A 19,002-nucleotide genomic window follows, 5' to 3' on the forward strand; every position below is an offset into this window, starting at 1 on the left:
TGATTTGATTTATTTTGAATATAATTATAAGATAAATATTTTAGATCAGTAATAATAATTTTGTAATTATGAACAAGAGTTACAGCATCAGGGTAAACGTTATAATTATTAATTCTGAATGTATTAGATAAATCTATTTTTTTTAGTTACATTACCAATCTTATCTACTAAATCATCAGAAAGATAGTGAGTATCTAAATAAAGTAATTCAGAAAAATCTTTATGATTACAGAGATAAGTTAAACACATTGATTCCCAGATACTATGAAAATTACTAATTCCCCAGATATTACCGTCTTGTGTTTCTTTTCTTTCACCGTATAAAAATAATTCAATTGCTTCATAAAAGTCCCAATAATCTGCATCTTTGAGAGGAGTATTATGATCAATAATTTCTAAGGTATCTTTTAAAATATCAATTACCTGACTGTAATATTGTTCATGAAATAAACTATATTCTGCACTTAAATAACTGTGTTGAAACTGTTCAGCTAATACTTTAATTTCTCCAGAAACTTCTTGATTTAATTGTTGTTTAACTTCCCAGAATAAATAACAATACATTGCAACTAAATCAGTTGATTGAAACTGAACTTGTTTACGGGGTAAGTCCATATAATCAACATAAGCTGCATTATTTGGTAAAAAAATAGCACGATGCAGAAACTTATAAGAGTGACTATAATCTAATATTTCTGATTTACTGGTTCGATAAACTAAACTAAGTATTTTAGGTTCATTATAGGTTTCTAAAATTGTATCAATACTGGTTAGTTTAGAATAAAAAATGTTTTCTTCTGCTTCATTTTCTATGATATCTGAACCAAAATCATTATCAATAATTCCATCTCTATCTGATTTAATTTTGTTAGAGTTTTCATTTAGATAACCTTTCTCTAGACAAATTATTTTAAATTTATGGAAGATACGATAAAACAAGAAAAATAGTTTTCTCTTCTCATCAAAAGTTTCTATTTCTTCTAGTTTATCCTCGAAACCTTTGGGTAGATAAAAATAAAGTTGATTATTCTTTTTTTCTATACCCACAAAAGAATAGTTATCATTGACTGTTAATTTTAGTTGGTTGAAGTTTATCATTAGAAAAGATTTAATATCTATTATTCACTTATGTTATTCATTAAAAACCAACAGAACTTGATTCATCTATTTCTATTTCTACTGATTCAGAGAAAATAATTAATTTAGAACCAATTGTTTCAAAAAAAATCATTAACTGTATTGTATATGAAATAAAATCATCATAAGTTATTAATTTTAGTTTTTCATTTTCTATAATTTCTTTTAAAAGATTCTCTAATGGTCTTTTATCTCTTATAAATACAGTATCCCATAAATAAAACATAAGTTTATCTTTTACTTTATTAGCATGAATCTGACCATTTTCTGGTTTAATAAACCACCATCCTATCTGTTTATCTTCTATTCTTCTAATCATTTGATGATGTTCTCGAATAAAAAAATTTACTCCTGCAATACATTGACACCAATCCAATTCTATTTCTTCAAATATTTCGTCAAAAACTAGACTTGTTTTTCTTATTTCTTCAGGAATATGTTCATAATAAATTTTATTGGTTGACACTTCAATATATTCCCAATCCCATCGTCTTTTAAAGGCACTATCTAAATAGTAAATTGACTCATCTGATGTATTAATAGTAGCAAGAATAGATAAGTTACTAGGTATTTTAATTTTAGGATTTCTAAAATCTTTTAATAAGGATAAAACTCTTTGTCCTTCTGTATTCTCAAAATTTAATCTATCTTCGCGATTTTGTATAAATATGTCAAAACGAGTTCCATCAATTTGAATATTTCCATCATGTTGTATTTTAGCTTGATATCCCATTGCATCAAATAAACCAATTAACTCCATTTCTGAGATATCAACCTCATAAGTTGACCAATCATCATCTTCCCTATCTAATAATTGAAATACTGTCCCAAAAATAGCTGGTGCATTCCCTCTATTTAACTCATCTATAACTAATAAATAATGCTCATCATTTCCATCAATTAAACCTTTATAGGCCATTCCTAACGCACGTAAAAAATGACCAGGATAATATTTATAGATAACATTATTTCCCTGTGTTAAAGGGAGTAACTTACCCATAAAATCAGCATAGGTGTATTCAGGATGAAACACCGTTTTGACTGTATTTGTCAGTATCTTGCTATTGTCATCAAACTCAATATTTAACTCTTCTTGAGCTATCTGTCTAATTTTATAACTTTTTCCCGTTCCTGGACTTCCAAAAAGTATCTTTTGTAAGGGTTTTACACTCATTTGAGATCAATGGGTAATGTATAGTTACTGAATATTATACATATTTAGTCACCAGTTATCAGTTATCAGTCATCAGTTAATAGTTAAATTTATTGGTCACTGTTCACTGTTCACTGTCCACTGTTCACTGTTCCTAACTTCTTTCCAAAGGTTAATATATTGGTCTTCCACTTCTTTTGATAACGGTTGTAAAAATTCACATTTCTCGAAAATAGCCTCATCCATAAACAATAAAGGATTATTAATGACTTCGGGAGAAAGTTCGTTTTTGTCTATCGTATTAATCGCAGGGGAAGCACCATCAGCAAACAAAGAAATGAGTTTAGCCGCTTGAGGTTGCCAACAAAAATTAAGCCATTGTTTAGCGGTTTGGGATAACTCGGTTTGGCCTTCTTTGGCTTTAGGTTTTACCCAAATATCAGACCATAAACAAGTCCCAGAAGTGGGAACCACCGCTTTAACATTACGATTATTATTAATAAGCGGAATAATTTCATTTGACCATCCCACACTCACATCAACATCCCCCACTAATAGGGGTTGTAAATAGTGATCAGAACTGTAATATTTGACTTGTTTATTTAAAGCTAACAGTTCTGTTTTTAACTGAGGAACTTTATCTAAGTTTCTCGTATTGTAGGAGTGTCCTAACTGTTTTAAGGTTAACCCAATCACTTCTCTATATTGGTCTACCATAGAAATGCGATCGCTTAATCGTTGATCCCATAAATCCGACCAATCTTGAGGTTGCCAATCTAGTTTATCTGATCGATAAGCAATTAAGGTGGTTCCCCAACGATAAGGCGCACCCCAGATTAATCCATTATCTTGTAAATTACCTTGTTGATCTCGTTTAACTAATTGTTGCCAGCGAGAGGGTAACTGATCCCAATTTTCCACCTCAGTTAAGTCTAGGGGTTCAATTAACTCTTGTTTAATGGCATCAGCTAACCAAACATCCCCCAAGGTAACAAAATCACTCAGAGACGGAGGGGGAGGGTTAATAACAGGAAGTTTCGGTATCTCTTGCCATAAACCCTTTTTATTCTCATCTTTACCTTGCCAAGTTTCCAGGAGAGAAAACAAGTCTTTTAATTGCCCTTGAGGTTTAAAATCAAGAGACGGTTGTGAAGAGAGAGTTTGACGAAACGCCTTGAGTAACTGAGGAGGGATGGAACCTTGTAACAATAAAACCCGTAAATCAACGTTAGAACTAGCACAGCTAGATAATAGATTCCCTAATACTAAAATTCCTGCGGTAGTAAGAAAAGAACGACGGCTAAGCATAAAATGTACTGTATCGAAGGTTACGGTTAAACTTATCGATTAATTAAGAGTAGTGAAGTAATCGTTAAATGAATCAGGAATCTGTAACTATCTCTCTCAGGTAATTCTAGGATTAACAGTAGCACAGTTTTTAGTGATGGGCATTCTTATGGATGGGTTACAACAACAAATTAATGAACTTAATCAAAAAGTTACGCAACTCCATCATATTGTTGAAAAGCTTAGCCTACAGATGGGGACATCTCACCTGCACAGTGAGGCCGTGGTTAACGAAAAATCCCATAACCAATCCCCTTCTATAGGTAATGTTTCTGCTTCGGTTCCTCCGAATACGCAGAAAAGCAGCCATTATCAATCCGTGATGGAGCATAAAGATATTTTACTCGATGATAGTGAAAGTCACACTTTAATCGCCCCTGAAGAAGAACCTTTATTAACCACCGATCTTCAGGTGAGACGATTAACCGCGCAACTAACCGCAGCTTATAATCGCATTGCTGCCTTAGAAGAGCAATTATTAGCGTGTCGAATGATGCCTTGAAAAGGCAAAAGACGACAGAGAAGGGGCGAAAAAAGCGTTACATAGTCAGCCTCTGATGACATTAAGGTTTTTCTGTTAAAGGTTAATTATTAGGCGTAGTGGTTTGAGGAATAGGTGACCCGTTGGGTTGAGACGGGAGTGCAGGATTAGTCGGATAATTACCTAGGCCGTTAGCAGGATTATTAGGCAGGGTTGAAGGAAAATTATTGGGATAACCGCCAGGTAGACCGTTCTGGGATGGTAAAGGACTTAGGGTCGGATCATTCCAGGTGCTGCTGGCTTCATTTTCCCCTGGTAGCGTGGCCAAGGCAACGCGATCGCCCCCAACTTCTCGTAACATATCTAACAGTTCAATCACCTCATTATAGGTGGCATTTCTCGAGGCATGAAGTACCATTAATCCTTCGGGGTTCAATTGATGATAACTCTTAATCTGATTAAATAATTGATTGCGAGTGACCAATTGTTTTTCTACGTAGACTTGGCCAAAATCATCCAGACTCACCACCAACATCTCCCGCATTTGAGGAGTTCCTGATGCTGCTCTGGGCAAATCTAAACTGATGGCCTGCTGACGGGATAAACCCACAGCACCGAGGATAAAAAAGGTCAAAATACAAAAGATCACATCGATCATCGGTAAAATTTCGATGCGAACTTCTTGCTGTCCGGAAGAATCTTGCCACAATTTGAGGGGACGGGTATGAACCGAAGACTTAGGGGATCTCCTCTGAGAAGTATGATTAGCAGTCATAGGTCAATATTTAAGAAAATGAGTATATTAGTGCTTATTGCTCAAAAGTGTCTGTAAACTGAGAAGGAGTATTGCCAGAGAAAGCAGAAGGATTTACCTCGCTGTCTGACCAGCGTTGACGATAAATCACTTCTAATTCACTGCCGGCTTTACGAAAAACCCTTACTTGATTAGACCACAGGGACTGAAAAATCCGATAAAAGGTCAAACTGATAATGGCAACAATCAATCCTGTCGCAGTTGAAATGAGGGCTTCTCCGATTCCCAGGGTAACACCTGTGGTTGAAGAAGTGCCGAGATCACTAATTTGGATGTTGCCTAAAGAGGTAATCAGTCCCAAAACCGTCCCCAGTAATCCCAATAAGGGAGAAAGGGCGATCACGGCTTCTAATACCTTATCCCCTCGTCTCATCAAGGCCAGTTCGTCATCGGCCGATGATTCTAGGGCTAAATGGAAAACCTCCGGATCAGGATTATCTAACCTCAGAGGCCCGTAGAAAAAACTACCGATGGGATGTTTACTATGTTCTTTAGCCACTTTCGGCGCAGCATCCCAATTTCGAGCAGCGGTTTCTAGGACTCGATTCAAAATTTTTCCTTCTTTGAGCAGAAATCTGATCCAAAATATCGAACGTTCAATAATGGTACTTAAAGCCAATACCGACAAAATCAGCAGCGGCCACATGGCCACCCCACCTTTTGTCATGATTTCTTGGATATTCACAGTTTTGATAACCTCCGTTGCTGATCCCCATCGAAAGACAGATTAGCAGTTGTAATGATTTATTTACAATTTATTAGATTCATGTTTAGCAATCAATTATATCCTCAAAGAAGGAGACATTGTTTAGTCACAAAGACACAACTCGGAGAAATTATTACATAGGTATTTATGCTAAGACACATTCGAGTTTTAAAGCTAACCACAATGAACACTGCCGTATTGTAAAGAGGATGGATGCTGATGAGGACTCTAAAAATGACGAAGGCCACAGTCGGCGTTCTGTCTATCTGTTGCTTAAGTGGTTTGGTTGCTCTCTCAAAAACCTATTTGTCTGGTATTCTCACAGACGTTCAAGGGTTACAGGAAGTTTCCCCAAGAATGGTTTTCCCTCAACCCACCCTACAAGAACGACAACTCGTCGATGCACAAGTGGCGTTTGGCTTTAAGTTATTGTCTCATGTCACCAAAAACCAAAAACACCAAAATAGCTTTATTTCTCCAACTAGCATCGCTCTTACTTTATCCATGCTCTACAACGGAGCCACGGGAACCACTCAAAAAGAAATTGCTCAGGGGTTAGCCCTCAAAGGAATTAGTGTCGATACCCTTAACCGCGCTAATCACACCCTACAACAGGAGTTAGACGCTCATGAGTTTTATGGTTACTTAACCATGACAAATTCGCTTTGGGCAAGGGAAGGTTTTTCTTTTCGTTATCAATTTCTTAAAGATAGTCGCAGTTATTATCAAGCGAAAATTACTAATTTAGATTTTGCCAGTTCTGAAGCTAGGGGAATTATGAACCGTTGGGTAACCGAAGAAACTCAAGGGGAGATTCTCGAAATTATCGATCACACTCAAGCTGATGATGTTCTTTTTCTGATCAATACGGCTTCTTTCCAAGGAATCTGGCAGACCGGTTTTGATGTAAATTCCATCGAAAATAAACCTTTTCACCTCATGGATGAATCGGTGAAAACTTATCCGTTTATGTCCCGTCAAGGAAACTATAACTACCTCGAAACCTCTCAATTAAAAGCAGTAGAGATTCCTTACGAAAATAGACGTTTTAGTTTATATTTATTTTTACCAAAATCTGACCAGAATTTATCGAAGATAGTACAAGAATTAACCCCTAAAAACCTATCTAAATTGTTATCTAAATTTCGGAAAACCGACCTATTATTAGAGTTACCTCGTTTTAGTTTAGATTGTGAAGTCGAATTAACAGAAGCATTAAAAAATTTAGGATTTTCAACGATGTTTGATCCTGAAAAAGCAGAATTCTCTGAGTTAAGTTCTCATCCTACCTATGTTAATGGGATTAAACATCAAACTATCTTAGTGATTAATGAACAAGGGGTACAACCCCCTCCCCAAAACAATTTAGTGGTTAAAACAGCATCCCTAGACAAGGCAAACGAGGAATTGTCTTTTATTGCTGATCGTCCTTTTTTCTCTATTATTCGAGATAATGAAACAGGCAATATTTTATTCATGGGAATGATTTTTGAACCTTAGAGTTTCTATTAAATGCTCTAAGTTTAAATCCGATAGGGAAATTGTTGTCATGATTTTTGAAGACATTTTTTTCAAGGATCTTGTATAGGCAGGATCGTAATGGACGATTAACAAATCTTCAACCAATTCTTGCCATTGCTGATTATCTATCCAATGATACCATTGACTCAGTTTATCCCACCCATAATAAGTTTTTAAATAGTGTAATTTGTTTTTGAGAATGTCTGGATTTTGCGTTAGATAACAGTATTCTTCTAACAAAAAATTGACTCTTTTTTCTAAAGGTAACTCAATTTCAACACAAGGAGATTGTTTCATTTGTTTCCATAAACTTCCTGGTAAATACACATTACCAATTTTATAACTTTCTGATTCTATCCAAATCGGTTGGTTAACATCAAATTGTTGAAATTCTTGTAATAATAAAGAATCAAATATTTTTGTGAGGGTTGATTAACTAAATTATCTTCCCATTGTTCCCCTAATAATGATCCCCGATGGTGAGCAATTTTTTCTAAGTCTAAAACCTGGTAACCTTGTTGTTTTAAACCTTGTAAAAAATAGGTTTTTCCGGTTCCCGTTAATCCACACAGAATCGTGTAATCAAATTGTAAGGGTAAGTTTTCTAATTGTTGGCAAACATAAGAACGATAAGTTTTATAGCCTCCTTTTAAAATAGTCACTCGCCAACCGATTTGAGCTAAAATGACCGCTAAACTTTGGGATCTTTGTCCTCCTCGCCAACAATAAACTAAGGGAGCATAACAGGGATCTTTATCTAAAAAATGCTCATTAATTTGCTTAGCAATATTATTAAAAACTAATGAAGCACCTAATTTTTTGGCTTCAAAAGCAGAAACTTGTTTATAAATAGTTCCTATTTTTTTTCGTTCTTCGTTATCAAGCACAGGTAAATTAATGGCTCCAGGAATATGATCCTCAGCAAATTCATTTTCTGAGCGAACATCTATGATTTCACTAGGCTCTTTTGATAAAGGAAATTGAGTAAAATGAGGTGTTTTTAAAGTCATCGTTTATTTGGTCGCTATTCTCATTTTACCTTAAAAACAATCAACTTATGATCAATTCTTCTTATACTTTTTATTATATGAAATCCCCTTAATTACTGCTCATTAAAATTATGACTGCTAACCCCTCTTCCCCGACTCTCTCTACCTCATCTGTTCTCTCTATTATAAAGTAGGGTTAATGATGATGATTTTAGGTTAAGAATAAACCATAAATTAGTTAACTTTAATTTAAAACAAAAAAAACTTAAAATAAACCATATTTTCTTGATTTTTATCCAATAGATAAGTTAAGATATGCGACGTTTGACCCCTAAAAATCAAACCATAACTATCTATTTATTGGGAGAATATAATGACAGTAAAATCAGCTTTACTGAAACTCTTTTTTGGTGTTTGTATTGCCACAAATTTAACTCAACTGGCCAGCGCACAAAATTATCAATTAACAAATTATGATTTTGATAATCGACCCAGTTTAGGGCAAGTTCCTAATGAAAATGGTGAGCTGCAAGATATTTTCTTAGGGGGACTGTCTGGTTTATATTTTGAAGGATTTAATGGTAATAATTTACGGTTTGTCACCCATCCTGATCGCGGACCGATACCGTTACCTTTTCCTGATTTACAGCCTGAGATTGTTCGGTTTGACCTCGATAGAACCAATAACAATATTACAATTGTAGACCGCATTAATTTATTTAAAGCGGATGGAACCACCCCCTTATCTGTCCGTCCTAATTTACAAGTAGGGGAACAAGGAACCGCTTATACGGATCAATTTGGAGTGGATTTATTCGGTAATGCACTGGCCAATGATCCCTTAGGGGCAGACTTAGAAGGAATTGTTATTGATGAGCGCGATAATAGTTTTTGGATGGTGGATGAATATCGACCCGCAATCTATCATTTTAACCCTTCAGGAACCCTCTTAAATCGTTTTGTTCCCATGGGGACAGCAGCCGCAGGAAATGAACCTTTAGGAACCTTTGGAAGGGAGATTATTCCTTCAGTTTATGCTCAAAGAAGAGCAAATCGAGGCTTTGAAGCAGTGGCATTAAATCAGGATACGAATACCTTATATGCCTTCATTCAAAGTCCTATTGATAACCCCGATAATACAGGGGATACCACCTCAAGAAATAGTGATATTTTGCGTATCCTAGAACTAGATATTAGTAACGCGGCTAACCCCCTAGTGACGGGTCAATTTGTCTACTTATTAAATAATGATTTATATGACACGAATGTGGATAAAATTGGGGATGCGGTTTGGTTAGAAAATAATCGCTTTGCTGTCATTCAACGAGATTCTGCTCTTGGTTTGGATGCGAGTAAATTGGTGTTTGAAATTGATTTATCTGAGGCGACCAATTTAGAAACTGATAGTTTTAATCTATTACCGAATCAAACCTTAGAAGAGCATACCGCAGAAGAACTAATGACAGCAGGAATTATTCCTGTTGATAAAACCTTCTTATTTAATTTACCTAACTTGGGTTATTTAGCAGGGGATAAACCGGAAGGGTTAGCTTTAATTCCTGGAAAAAAACCGAGTTTTGTGGTCATTAATGATAACGATTATGGGTTATTAGATGACGAAATTCCTGGGGATGGTCAACAAGATTTTAATCCCAATCCTATTCCTGTGGTAGTCGGTGTAATTACTCCAGTTCCTGAACCGTCTAATCATGCTTTATTAGGCACTGTTTTCTTATTAGGAATGGGGTCAATATTCCGAGGTTATTTGAATGGAGTTAAACGGGGTTAATTAGCTGTTTTAACCCTTGCACTAATCGTTCAATTCCCATGGTTGCTGTTTCTTGCTGTAGCGCACCGTAAGCAATCCGTAAATAGCAACCTTTTTCTATTCCAAAGGTTCCCCCAGGTAGCACAGCAATTTTATAATTTTCGATTAACTTTTTCACTAATTCAATATCCTTGATGTCCGTATGAATTTTTAAGAAAAAGTAAAAAGCACCTTGACTAGGAACTAGGGTACAAATATCCTCTAAAGATTGAAGATGATTGATGAAAATTTTTCTAATTTCGTTAATTTCTTTGATATGTTCTTGACAGTAACTTTTACCCACCTTTAAAGCTTCTAAGGCTGCATATTGAGAAATAACAGGAGGACAAATTAAAATGGTATCTTGAATCTTTTTAACCGCTTCTAATAAATGATTAGGAATCACCATATAACCAATTCTCCAACTGGCAAACCCATAAGCTTTGGATAAACTATATAAAGAAATGGTATGGGAATCACTATCTATAATTGAACCAGGGGAAAAATGTTTAATTCCATCGTAAGTAAAATATTCATAAGCTTCGTCAGAAATATGATAAATTCCCTTTTCTCGACAGAGTTGATTAACTGCTCTTAAACTTGATTCAGGGTAAATAACCCCAGTGGGATTATTAGGAGAAATGGTAACAATAGCACGAGTTTTGGAAGTAATCGCTGCTTTTATATTATCTAACGATAATTGATACTTATCATCAGTATTAACTAAAATAGGCTGACAATTAGCCATCATAATTGCCATTTCATGATTAAAATAATAGGGAGTATTCAGTATAATTTCATCTTCAGCATTGGTGATGGCTAAAATAGCATTCATAAACCCCATATTCGACCCTGCGGTTACGACAATAGAACGATTATTGTTAATAGTTATTTTATTATCGGCTTGTAATTTTGTAACAATTTGACTTGTGAGGGGATGAATACCTTGAACTGATTTATACTGATGATTATGGGGATAATTGAAAAATTGATTGATCCCTTCTATTGCTTCTGAAGGAGGTGGATAATACACCACTCCTTGTCCTAAGGAAATAGTGCCAGGATTTTCTCCTATGAGTTGTCCTACCATAGGAATTATAGGAGATTGGACGCTCTCCATTCGGGAAGTCAAGTTGTTCATTGATTACCTTGATTGTGACTAATACAAGTAATCATTTTGACTCATATTAGTCGTTAATTATTCTTTAACCATCATAGCTTAATTACAATGGAAATTGTCAAACAGCTTAAACAAATTGTGATTATTTTGCTGATTTTTGCTGTCGTTAATACTTGCTTATTGTATTTTCAAAGTTATCAAAAGACAAGAGATGGTCGAGTGGTTAACTTTTCTGGAATTGTGCGAGGTGCTAGTCAAAAACTGGTTAAAAATGAGTTAGTTAATCATAATGATGACCAAGAAATTAATAAAATTGAGCAAATTATACAAGGATTAATTAAAGGAGATAAATCCTTAGACCTTCCCCCAGCAAAATCTCAATTTTTTCTCAATAAAATAAAAATTGTTGACCAAAAATGGCAAACTTTAAAAGCAACTATTAAAGCCTTTAGACAACAACAAACAAACTCTAAAAACCTAGTAAAAATTAGTGAAGAGTTCTGGATAGTTACCAATGACGCTACCTTTGCAGCAGAAGAGGTGGCTATGACAAATATTCAGTCTTTACAACACTTTTATTGGTTATTATTTGTGATTAATCTTTTAGTTTTAAGCTTTGTTTGGAAAGTGAATAGAGGCATTTCTCAAAATATTATAGCCCGTTTGAGAGCAGAAAAATCACTAAAAAAATCAGAAAAAAAATTTCGTCAACTCGCTGAAAATATTAATGAAGTGTTTTGGATTACTGATATTAATCATCAGCAAGTTATTTATGTCAGTCCAGCTTATGAAAAGATTTGGGGGAGAACTTGTCAAGGTTTATATTTAGATATTAATGAATGGATAAACTCTATTTATCCCGAAGATTTAGGAATTGTTAATCAGGGATTAAATCCAGTTTTTATCAAGCAACAAAAAAGCTTTGATTTAGAATATCGTATTCTGCGACCTGATGGAAAAATTTACTGGATATCTCATCGAGGGTTTATGATTAAAAATAGCGAAGATAATCGCTATCGAATTGTAGGAATTGCTCAAGATATTACCCAAAAGAAAAATATAGAAATTCGTCTTCAAAAAGAATTAAAACGTGCTTTATTATTACAAATAATAACTAATAAAATTAGAGCAAGTTTAGAACTAGAAAGTATTTTAGATAAAACGGCTGAAATTCTCGGTCAAATGTTAAATATAGATAGAATTTCAATTTATACTGATACCAATAATCATCAATCTCAACTTAACTTATTAGGACAATGGAAGAAAAATAATATAACGTCTTTTAGCTTTTTAAATTATTTAGATAAACAGAATACTTATTTAATTAGTATTCTAGAAAATGATCAAGCAAAAGCTATTAATGATATTCAAAAAGAACCTTTATTACAGTCCAGTCAACATTTATTACTTAAAGGTCAAATTAAATCTATTTTAACGGTTAGGACTTCCTACAAAAAACAGATAAATGGCGTAATTGAATTACATCAATGTTATCAAAATCGTGAATGGAAAAGAGAGGAAATTGAATTAATTGAAGCCATCGCCTCTCAATTAGGAATTGCCATTGCTAAATCTAATCTTTTAAAAGAAAATAAACAACAATTAGAAAAATTAAACCAGCAAAATATAGAACTAGAGGAAAAAAGGAAACAAGCAGAAATCGCCAATCAAGCTAAGACTAATTTTTTAGCGAATATGAGTCATGAAATAAAAACTCCCTTAAATGCTATTTTGGGATTTTCTGATTTACTGAGTCAAAAAATGACTGATAAAGAAAGCTTTAAGTACCTTCAATCTATTATGCTCAGTGGACAAGCATTATTAGAATTAATTAATAATATTTTTGATATCGTTAAACTTGAATCTGGAACCATCTATTTACAATATGAACCGGTTGATATTAGAGATATCATGACACAAGTCTATCAAAATTATTCTCACAAAGCTAAGAAAAAAAATATACAATTAATCCTTGATTTACAAAGCAATCTACCCGATATAGTAGCATTTGATAAAATTCGGCTCTATCAAATCATAAATAATTTAGTTGATAATGGGATAAAATTTACTAAAATAGGATCAGTGACCATTACGGTTAAGGCTAACTTCTTTAAAAACCAGTCCAATCTTGACCCAAATCAATGTTCTATTCTTATTACGATCAAAGATACAGGAATTGGTATTTCTCAAGAACAACAAAAAATAGTTTTTGATCGATTTACTCAAGTTTCCGAAGCTATTAACCGAGAATACGAAGGCATTGGTATTGGTTTGACTTTAACACAAAAACTCGTTCAAGTGTTAGGAGGAACCATCAAACTTGAGAGTCAGTTAGGTCAAGGAAGTACCTTTATAGTCATCTTTCCTACTGTTAAAATTTTGAGATTATCTTCCCAAAAAGCCAGGAAGTTAATCAGAGAAACATCCTTAAATCATAGCCAACAAAAACCCGATTTTTATCCCTTAAAAATTAGTCCAGAACAATTATCAGAACTCTTAAAAAAAATTGATCACTATCAAGAAACAACTTGGCCAATACTTAAAAATACTTTATCGATAAAAGAAATAAAACAATTAATCACTCTCTTAAAAAACTGGGGAGAAGAATATCAAGCTACGGAATTATTCAATTATGCGAAAAATATCAATCATGCCTTAGAAGAATTAGATTTAGAAAATCTTTCACAGTTGATCGCATCTTTCCCTGAAATAAGAAATAATTTGTTAAATTAATGCACTTAACATTGTTGATTGAGATAAAATTCACTATCATATTAAATGAAAGACCATTGACTAATTTTTGAGGAGTTACCTAATGGATAAAGACACCCAAGTTGCCTTATTAGTGATAGGATTACCCTTAGTTGGCTTACTTTATTGTGGCTTAATTATCGCTTTTTTAATGAATAATCCTTTTGGGAGAGAACACCCATTAATTACAGGATTTGTCGTCATGGTTGTTCCTTTTTCCACCGCAGCAACAATCTGGATTAAAGCCTCAGCCAAAGCTTATAAAGAACATGAAATGAGAAATCACTCTCATAACAATCAAGTGAAATCATAGTCAATGGTTATCAATGAATTTAACTGATAACTGACTGTATCCTAACTCCCTTATTTGGCACTGAGACGATTAGAATCCATTCCCACCGCTTGGGAAATATGGGACAATTTATACTTGTCTAACTTCCTAACTAATCCATGATTAATATTAGGAATACACCAAGGACCCTGATAAATCCAACCCGTATATAATTGTAGTAAACTTGCCCCTGCGGTTATTTTTTCCCAAGCATCTTCCGCCGTAAAAATACCACCTACCCCAATAATAGGTAAAGTTCCTTGAGTTTGTTCGTAAATAAAACGAATCACCTCCGTGGACCGTTTCCGAATCGGTTGGCCACTAATTCCCCCCGCTTCTTCTTCAATGGGATTACCGGTTTTTTGCAGCATATTCGTCTTTAACCCTTCCCGTTTAATAGTGGTATTGGTCGCAATCAGGCCAGCTAATTGGTAAGTTTTAGCTAACTTAATAATTAACTCAATGGACTCCCAGTTTAAGTCCGGAGAAATCTTAACAAAAATCGGTTTTTTCTGCTGGTTAACCGATTGTAATTCCTGTAAAATAACATTGAGTTGTTCCCCTTCTTGTAGCGATCGCAGTCCGGGGGTATTGGGAGAACTAACATTAACCACAAAATAATCAGCATCCTTCTCAAGATAACGAAAACTGCCCACATAGTCCATGGCGGCTTGATCTAACGGGGTCATTTTTGACTTACATAAATTAATCCCAATGGGAATTTGACGGGGTTGCCGTTGCCAAGTTTCTTTGAGGGTTTGGGCAACCTGCTGGGCCCCTTGATTATTCGCCCCTAAACGGTTTAAAGCTGCTTTATCCTGGGGCAAACGGAATAAACGCGGTTTTGGGTTCCCCGGTTGAGCATGAAGGGTTACAGCCCCAATTTCAGCGAATCCAAAGCCCATATGATCCCAGATACCAGCCGCCAAACCATCCTTATCACATCCGGCCGCCAACCCCAGAGGGGTTTTAAAGGTTAACCCCCATAAATCTTGCTGTAAACGGCTATCCTCAAAGGTAAAAGACTGATCTATATTCCCTAATATCCACTTTCCCCAGACAGTGTGACGATTTTCATCCAGACGGTGAAGGGTTTTTAGTAGTTGTTGATGGGCATTTTCTGGGTTATTTTTCGCGGCTGCTAGGACAAGAGGGTAAAAAGGTTGAGCAAAATTAAACATCATATCTAAGGGAGTTCGGAGTTCAGGATGATTTCTTTTCTTTAAATTTAGGTTATATCTAGTGTAGGAGAATAAACCCAAAATCAGCATAACGCTATATTTTTTCAAAAACTATTAATTAGAGATTAATTTTTAAACGTGAGGAGTCAATGGTTACAAAGTATTTACAGTTCTTACTAATGATCATTATAGGAGTTTCTTATTTATGTTTTTGGTCAATCCAATACAGCTTAATCTATTCAATATGACTCGATTTTTTTTAAAGATGAAGCTTCAGATATCACTTGATACAAAATTACTATTTCAAAATTGATTAGGTAAATTGGTATATTAATTAACAATTTAAGATTATTTGAGGAGCGTTGAAGTAAGAATCCGACGAAATGCGATCGCTTCTTTACATAAAAATGAAGGTTTGATAACGGGAAAATATGGGATAATTTTTCTAAATTTCTACAATTTTCTCAACCATTCATATTTCTTTAACTGCAAAAAAAGATTAAGCGTTCTTTAAATCTTTCTTGTGTATGATTCCATTTTCACGTATTGTCGTTATCATTACACACATATAACCTTACTCCATAAAAACTATCATGAATACAGTCATAAGAAAGCCATATAACTTATTGGCTTATGTAACAACTGCTACTTTTTTCTTAGGTATGACTCTAAGTTCCTCCGCATCCAATGCACCGTTGAGAAAGTATGAGAATATTAATCTCAAACAATTCAACGAATGTATAAAACCCCCCAGTTCCAATGGTTCAGAACAAGGTTGGGCTGATTACCAAGGCGAAAACCAAGGTAAAGTTGAGTTAAAAGTTAGAAATCAACCCATGATTTCTGATGGTACCGTTGCAGCCACCTTAAACTATAAATTTGAACCATCCGAAGAATTATTAACCCTAGAAATCAAAGAAAAAACCTCATTTATGTTCGGGATGATTCAAGCATCAAACGAACAAATCTGGGAAGGATTCGACGGTTTAATTAAACAATGTCGTACCTACGGCTAAAAAGGAAACGACACCCTTACTCTTTCTTCGGGGGCGGGTCGTTCTTGACGAATATCAAGCGAAGGCGAACCATTTCTATCATTAATACGAATTCTGGTTTGAGGTCTTCTTTGTTCTTCGACCCCTACCGTCAAACGACCATTATCACCATAAACCCTCACATTAGTCCGACTACGGCGGCGACGTTCATTAGAAAAATCCACGCGAACATCATCCCCGAGTTCAATAATTTGAGCGTTAACGGTTTTCGTCCCCATTGAAGAAGTCATGACGACACTAAGGGTTAACATTGCAAGCATAGAAATTGATTTCATCGGGAAGTCTCCAAAAACAGTCAACACACAAATCATTGTGATGCCTCAGAATAATCTTACCCTTAACTTTTTCACCCTTACTTCCCCCAGTGGCATGATTAATCTTTAAACTGTTTTACGGTTAAAACTGGCCCACGGACTCTAACCCGTGGGTTTTCCTGATTTTAACAGCCCTTCGGGCGAGGCAGGGGGCAGGGGGCAGGGGGCAGGAGGGAAAATTTTGTCACAAAGTACGCCTTTCTGCGTCGCCCAACTGGGTTTAAGTCCCCCACTAAAATCTGCGATTTGGTGGACTTCAGTTAGAGGTAGGTCAAAATCCCCCTCTAACTGGCCTCCTGCCTTCTGCCTTTCAACTCCTGCCTCCTTTAAGGGGACCCAAATAAAGATAGGATAAATGTTAGATGACTTAAAATAACCCAATCAATGCGCTGTTTAAACTGCCACTTGGATAACCTTCCTGATACCACTCAACGCTGTCCCCATTGTGGGGCGCAAGTCCTATCCTTGTTACAAGAAGTGTTACCCCAAGGCACCCAACTGCGATCGCATACATACTGTTTAGACGATGCCATGGGAAAAGGCAGTTTTGGCATTACCTATCGCGCCCATCATACCGCATTAAAGAATCCTGTCGCCATTAAAGAATTTTATCCCGTTGAATACGTCTCCCGAAATGTTGAAACCAAACTATTAATTATTCCGGCAAAACATCGAGACACCTATCAAAGAAGTTTATACCGTTTTTTAGAAGAAGGACAAATCTTAGCTAAGTTAGATCATCCCAATGTCGTTAAAGTAAGAGACTTATTTCAAGAAAGGGATACCGCTTACATTGTCATGGACTTGGTAAAGGGGAAAACGTTATTACAAGAACTGGAAAATCAGCCTCATAAAAAACTATCTACGGACAGGATAGAAACCTTAATTGGACAATTAGTTAATGCCTTAACAGCCATTCATGAAGCCGGTATTTATCATCTGGATCTTAAACCAGAAAATATGATATTAACCCCCGATGATCAGTTAATTTTAATTGATTTTGGGGCCGCCACCTTAGCCAGCGATGCCAAACGAAAAAGGACCCGCTCTTTTACCGAATGTTATGCCGCCCCGGAAATTATGTCAGGGGGAGAAGTTGGCCCCGAAAGTGATCTATTTGAAGTCGGTATGATTCTCCATGAACTATTAACAGGAAAATTACCCCCTCCTGCCATGACTCGTGTTTTAGAAACCGATACTTGGCAACCTCAAGGGTTAGACTATCCTTGGGATATGTTAATCGTTGATGCTTTAAGAATTCAACGAAGCCATCGCAGCCGAACTATCACCCAATGGTGGGAACTACGAAAGCAACCACAAGACAATCTGATTAAAATTGATCAAAAAAACATTGAGAATTTACAAGGAAAATTTATATTACCCTTATTGAAACAACAAGGAATGGTTCATAAATTGGGTCGAGGTTGTCTAAAAAAAGCCGTACCAATTAATCAAAATCAAGTCTTAGTGATAGAAGCAGGAGGAGCCTGTTTATTAGATTTTAAAACTAAAATGGCTCATTGGGAAATTGACTGTCCCACTTCTGGGGGAGCCATCAGCGAAAATAAAAAAATATTAGCTTTAGTTTGGCAACAAAATATCTATTTATGGGATTTAACTGAAGGAAAATTTTTAAGACAATTACAAGGTCATTCAAAAAAAATAACTGACCTGGCCTTTAATAAAGATGGCTCTTTACTACTTTCTGGAAGCCTCGATGAAACCTTAATTATCTGGGAAATTAAAACCGGAAGAAAACGTCATGAATTATCTGAACCCATGGGACGCATAACCGCCGTTGCCTTTAGCGAAGATAATCAATTTATTGCCTCGGGTTCCCACACAGGAATCGTCAGAATTTGGGGAGCTATATCCGGTCAAGAATGGCGATGTTTAGAAGGCCATCAAAGGGCAGTAGACAGCTTAATATTTAGCTCAGATAGTAAAATTTTAGCCTCAGGGGGACGAGATAAAACCATTCGTTTATGGGATGTTACCTCAGGCAAATTTCAACAAGTATTAGAAGGTCATCAGGACTGGATAACCGCATTAAGTTTTGATAAAAACGCCCATTATTTAGCCTCTGCCTCCGCCATTAATGATAAAACCATTCGTATTTGGTCCATTGCTCAACGACAACAAACCCAACAACTTCAAGGCCATGGTAACAGTATTCAAGCGATCGCCTTTTGTCCGGATGATCGTTATTTGATCTCCGCTGCATCGGATAATACTATCCGTCTCTGGGACCGAGAAACCGGAATAGCGATCAAACAACTGCAACAACACACAACT

The 19,002-nt window shown here is 35.5% G+C and carries 15 protein-coding genes and 1 pseudogene; 7 read left to right on the plus strand and 9 right to left on the minus strand.

Annotation, left to right across the window (positions count from 1 at the left end):
* Positions 1 to 123: 123 nt before the first annotated feature.
* The 3 genes from C4E06_RS04615 to C4E06_RS04625 all read right to left on the minus strand — a co-directional run bounded on the left by C4E06_RS04615 (position 124) and on the right by C4E06_RS04625 (position 3,598).
* On the minus strand, positions 124 to 1,098 hold the full coding sequence (locus C4E06_RS04615) for a hypothetical protein (RefSeq protein ID WP_107667019.1): 975 nt from the start codon (positions 1,096 to 1,098) through the stop codon (positions 124 to 126).
* A 40-nt stretch (positions 1,099 to 1,138) separates the two neighbouring features.
* Complete coding sequence (locus C4E06_RS04620) at positions 1,139 to 2,311, minus strand: AAA family ATPase (RefSeq protein ID WP_107667020.1); 1,173 nt, start codon at positions 2,309 to 2,311, stop codon at positions 1,139 to 1,141.
* A 96-nt stretch (positions 2,312 to 2,407) separates the two neighbouring features.
* Complete coding sequence (locus tag C4E06_RS04625; RefSeq protein ID WP_107667021.1) at positions 2,408 to 3,598, minus strand: extracellular solute-binding protein; 1,191 nt, start codon at positions 3,596 to 3,598, stop codon at positions 2,408 to 2,410.
* A 148-nt stretch (positions 3,599 to 3,746) separates the two neighbouring features.
* Between C4E06_RS04625 and C4E06_RS04630 the strand changes: the two genes are divergently transcribed.
* Positions 3,747 to 4,139: a hypothetical protein gene (locus C4E06_RS04630; RefSeq protein ID WP_107667032.1), complete on the plus strand. Its 393-nt coding sequence runs from the start codon at positions 3,747 to 3,749 to the stop codon at positions 4,137 to 4,139.
* 82 nt (positions 4,140 to 4,221) lie between these two features.
* On the opposite strand, the gene C4E06_RS04635 is transcribed toward C4E06_RS04630, so the two are convergent.
* Both C4E06_RS04635 and C4E06_RS04640 read right to left on the minus strand, forming a co-directional pair.
* On the minus strand, positions 4,222 to 4,893 hold the full coding sequence (locus tag C4E06_RS04635) for a biopolymer transporter ExbD (RefSeq protein ID WP_107667022.1): 672 nt from the start codon (positions 4,891 to 4,893) through the stop codon (positions 4,222 to 4,224).
* 34 nt (positions 4,894 to 4,927) lie between these two features.
* The gene (locus C4E06_RS04640) at positions 4,928 to 5,617 is read right to left on the minus strand and encodes a MotA/TolQ/ExbB proton channel family protein (protein WP_107667023.1); all 690 of its coding nucleotides are present in this window, start codon (positions 5,615 to 5,617) and stop codon (positions 4,928 to 4,930) included.
* 255 nt (positions 5,618 to 5,872) lie between these two features.
* On the opposite strand from C4E06_RS04640, the gene C4E06_RS04645 reads away from it, so the two are divergent.
* Positions 5,873 to 7,138, plus strand: a complete 1,266-nt coding sequence (locus C4E06_RS04645; RefSeq protein ID WP_198648318.1) for a serpin family protein — start codon at positions 5,873 to 5,875, stop codon at positions 7,136 to 7,138.
* Here the strand turns inward: C4E06_RS04645 and mnmH are convergent.
* Positions 7,109 to 8,169: pseudogene (gene mnmH / locus C4E06_RS29460) on the minus strand (tRNA 2-selenouridine(34) synthase MnmH). The gene C4E06_RS04645 and the pseudogene mnmH overlap by 30 nt on opposite strands.
* Before the next feature lie 352 nt (positions 8,170 to 8,521).
* Between mnmH and C4E06_RS04655 the strand changes: the two are divergent.
* Complete coding sequence (locus C4E06_RS04655; protein WP_107667024.1) at positions 8,522 to 9,937, plus strand: esterase-like activity of phytase family protein; 1,416 nt, start codon at positions 8,522 to 8,524, stop codon at positions 9,935 to 9,937.
* On the opposite strand, the gene C4E06_RS04660 is transcribed toward C4E06_RS04655, so the two are convergent.
* The gene (locus C4E06_RS04660) at positions 9,924 to 11,096 is read right to left on the minus strand and encodes a pyridoxal phosphate-dependent aminotransferase (protein WP_107667025.1); all 1,173 of its coding nucleotides are present in this window, start codon (positions 11,094 to 11,096) and stop codon (positions 9,924 to 9,926) included. The two genes, C4E06_RS04655 and C4E06_RS04660, sit on opposite strands and share 14 nt — an antisense overlap.
* A gap of 87 nt (positions 11,097 to 11,183) precedes the next feature.
* Between C4E06_RS04660 and C4E06_RS04665 the strand changes: the two genes are divergently transcribed.
* Positions 11,184 to 13,808, plus strand: a complete 2,625-nt coding sequence (locus C4E06_RS04665; protein WP_107667026.1) for an ATP-binding protein — start codon at positions 11,184 to 11,186, stop codon at positions 13,806 to 13,808.
* Positions 13,809 to 13,890: 82 nt separating this feature from the next.
* Positions 13,891 to 14,139: a hypothetical protein gene (locus C4E06_RS04670; protein WP_107667027.1), complete on the plus strand. Its 249-nt coding sequence runs from the start codon at positions 13,891 to 13,893 to the stop codon at positions 14,137 to 14,139.
* A gap of 50 nt (positions 14,140 to 14,189) precedes the next feature.
* Here C4E06_RS04670 and C4E06_RS04675 read toward each other — a convergent pair whose 3' ends face one another.
* Complete coding sequence (locus C4E06_RS04675; protein ID WP_107667034.1) at positions 14,190 to 15,338, minus strand: quinone-dependent dihydroorotate dehydrogenase; 1,149 nt, start codon at positions 15,336 to 15,338, stop codon at positions 14,190 to 14,192.
* A 593-nt stretch (positions 15,339 to 15,931) separates the two neighbouring features.
* On the opposite strand from C4E06_RS04675, the gene C4E06_RS04680 reads away from it, so the two are divergent.
* Entirely contained in the window at positions 15,932 to 16,354 is a 423-nt protein-coding gene (locus C4E06_RS04680; RefSeq protein WP_107667028.1) for a hypothetical protein, read from the plus strand.
* On the opposite strand, the gene C4E06_RS04685 is transcribed toward C4E06_RS04680, so the two are convergent.
* A complete protein-coding gene (locus C4E06_RS04685; RefSeq protein WP_107667029.1) occupies positions 16,351 to 16,668 on the minus strand; it encodes a hypothetical protein in 318 nt (105 codons plus the stop codon). The genes C4E06_RS04680 and C4E06_RS04685 overlap by 4 nt on opposite strands.
* 444 nt (positions 16,669 to 17,112) lie before the next feature.
* Here C4E06_RS04685 and C4E06_RS04695 point away from each other — a divergent pair.
* Positions 17,113 to 19,002 (plus strand): serine/threonine-protein kinase (locus C4E06_RS04695; RefSeq protein ID WP_198648319.1); only part of this gene is annotated, 1,890 nt, incomplete at its 3' end.

Source organism: Cyanothece sp. BG0011, assembly GCF_003013815.1.
Taxonomy (GTDB): domain Bacteria; phylum Cyanobacteriota; class Cyanobacteriia; order Cyanobacteriales; family Microcystaceae; genus Crocosphaera.

Bases quoted from the DNA above. Each gene is read 5' to 3' on its own strand.
- C4E06_RS04615 (WP_107667019.1), bottom strand. From the start codon at position 1,098: ATGATAAACTTCAACCAACTAAAATTAACAGTCAATGATAACTATTCT.
- C4E06_RS04620 (WP_107667020.1), bottom strand. From the start codon at position 2,311: ATGAGTGTAAAACCCTTACAAAAGATACTTTTTGGAAGTCCAGGAACG.
- C4E06_RS04625 (WP_107667021.1), bottom strand. From the start codon at position 3,598: ATGCTTAGCCGTCGTTCTTTTCTTACTACCGCAGGAATTTTAGTATTA.
- C4E06_RS04630 (WP_107667032.1), top strand. From the start codon at position 3,747: ATGGATGGGTTACAACAACAAATTAATGAACTTAATCAAAAAGTTACG.
- C4E06_RS04635 (WP_107667022.1), bottom strand. From the start codon at position 4,893: ATGACTGCTAATCATACTTCTCAGAGGAGATCCCCTAAGTCTTCGGTT.
- C4E06_RS04645 (WP_198648318.1), top strand. From the start codon at position 5,873: ATGACGAAGGCCACAGTCGGCGTTCTGTCTATCTGTTGCTTAAGTGGT.
- C4E06_RS04655 (WP_107667024.1), top strand. From the start codon at position 8,522: ATGACAGTAAAATCAGCTTTACTGAAACTCTTTTTTGGTGTTTGTATT.
- C4E06_RS04660 (WP_107667025.1), bottom strand. From the start codon at position 11,096: ATGAACAACTTGACTTCCCGAATGGAGAGCGTCCAATCTCCTATAATT.
- C4E06_RS04665 (WP_107667026.1), top strand. From the start codon at position 11,184: ATGGAAATTGTCAAACAGCTTAAACAAATTGTGATTATTTTGCTGATT.
- C4E06_RS04670 (WP_107667027.1), top strand. From the start codon at position 13,891: ATGGATAAAGACACCCAAGTTGCCTTATTAGTGATAGGATTACCCTTA.
- C4E06_RS04675 (WP_107667034.1), bottom strand. From the start codon at position 15,338: ATGTTTAATTTTGCTCAACCTTTTTACCCTCTTGTCCTAGCAGCCGCG.
- C4E06_RS04680 (WP_107667028.1), top strand. From the start codon at position 15,932: ATGAATACAGTCATAAGAAAGCCATATAACTTATTGGCTTATGTAACA.
- C4E06_RS04685 (WP_107667029.1), bottom strand. From the start codon at position 16,668: ATGAAATCAATTTCTATGCTTGCAATGTTAACCCTTAGTGTCGTCATG.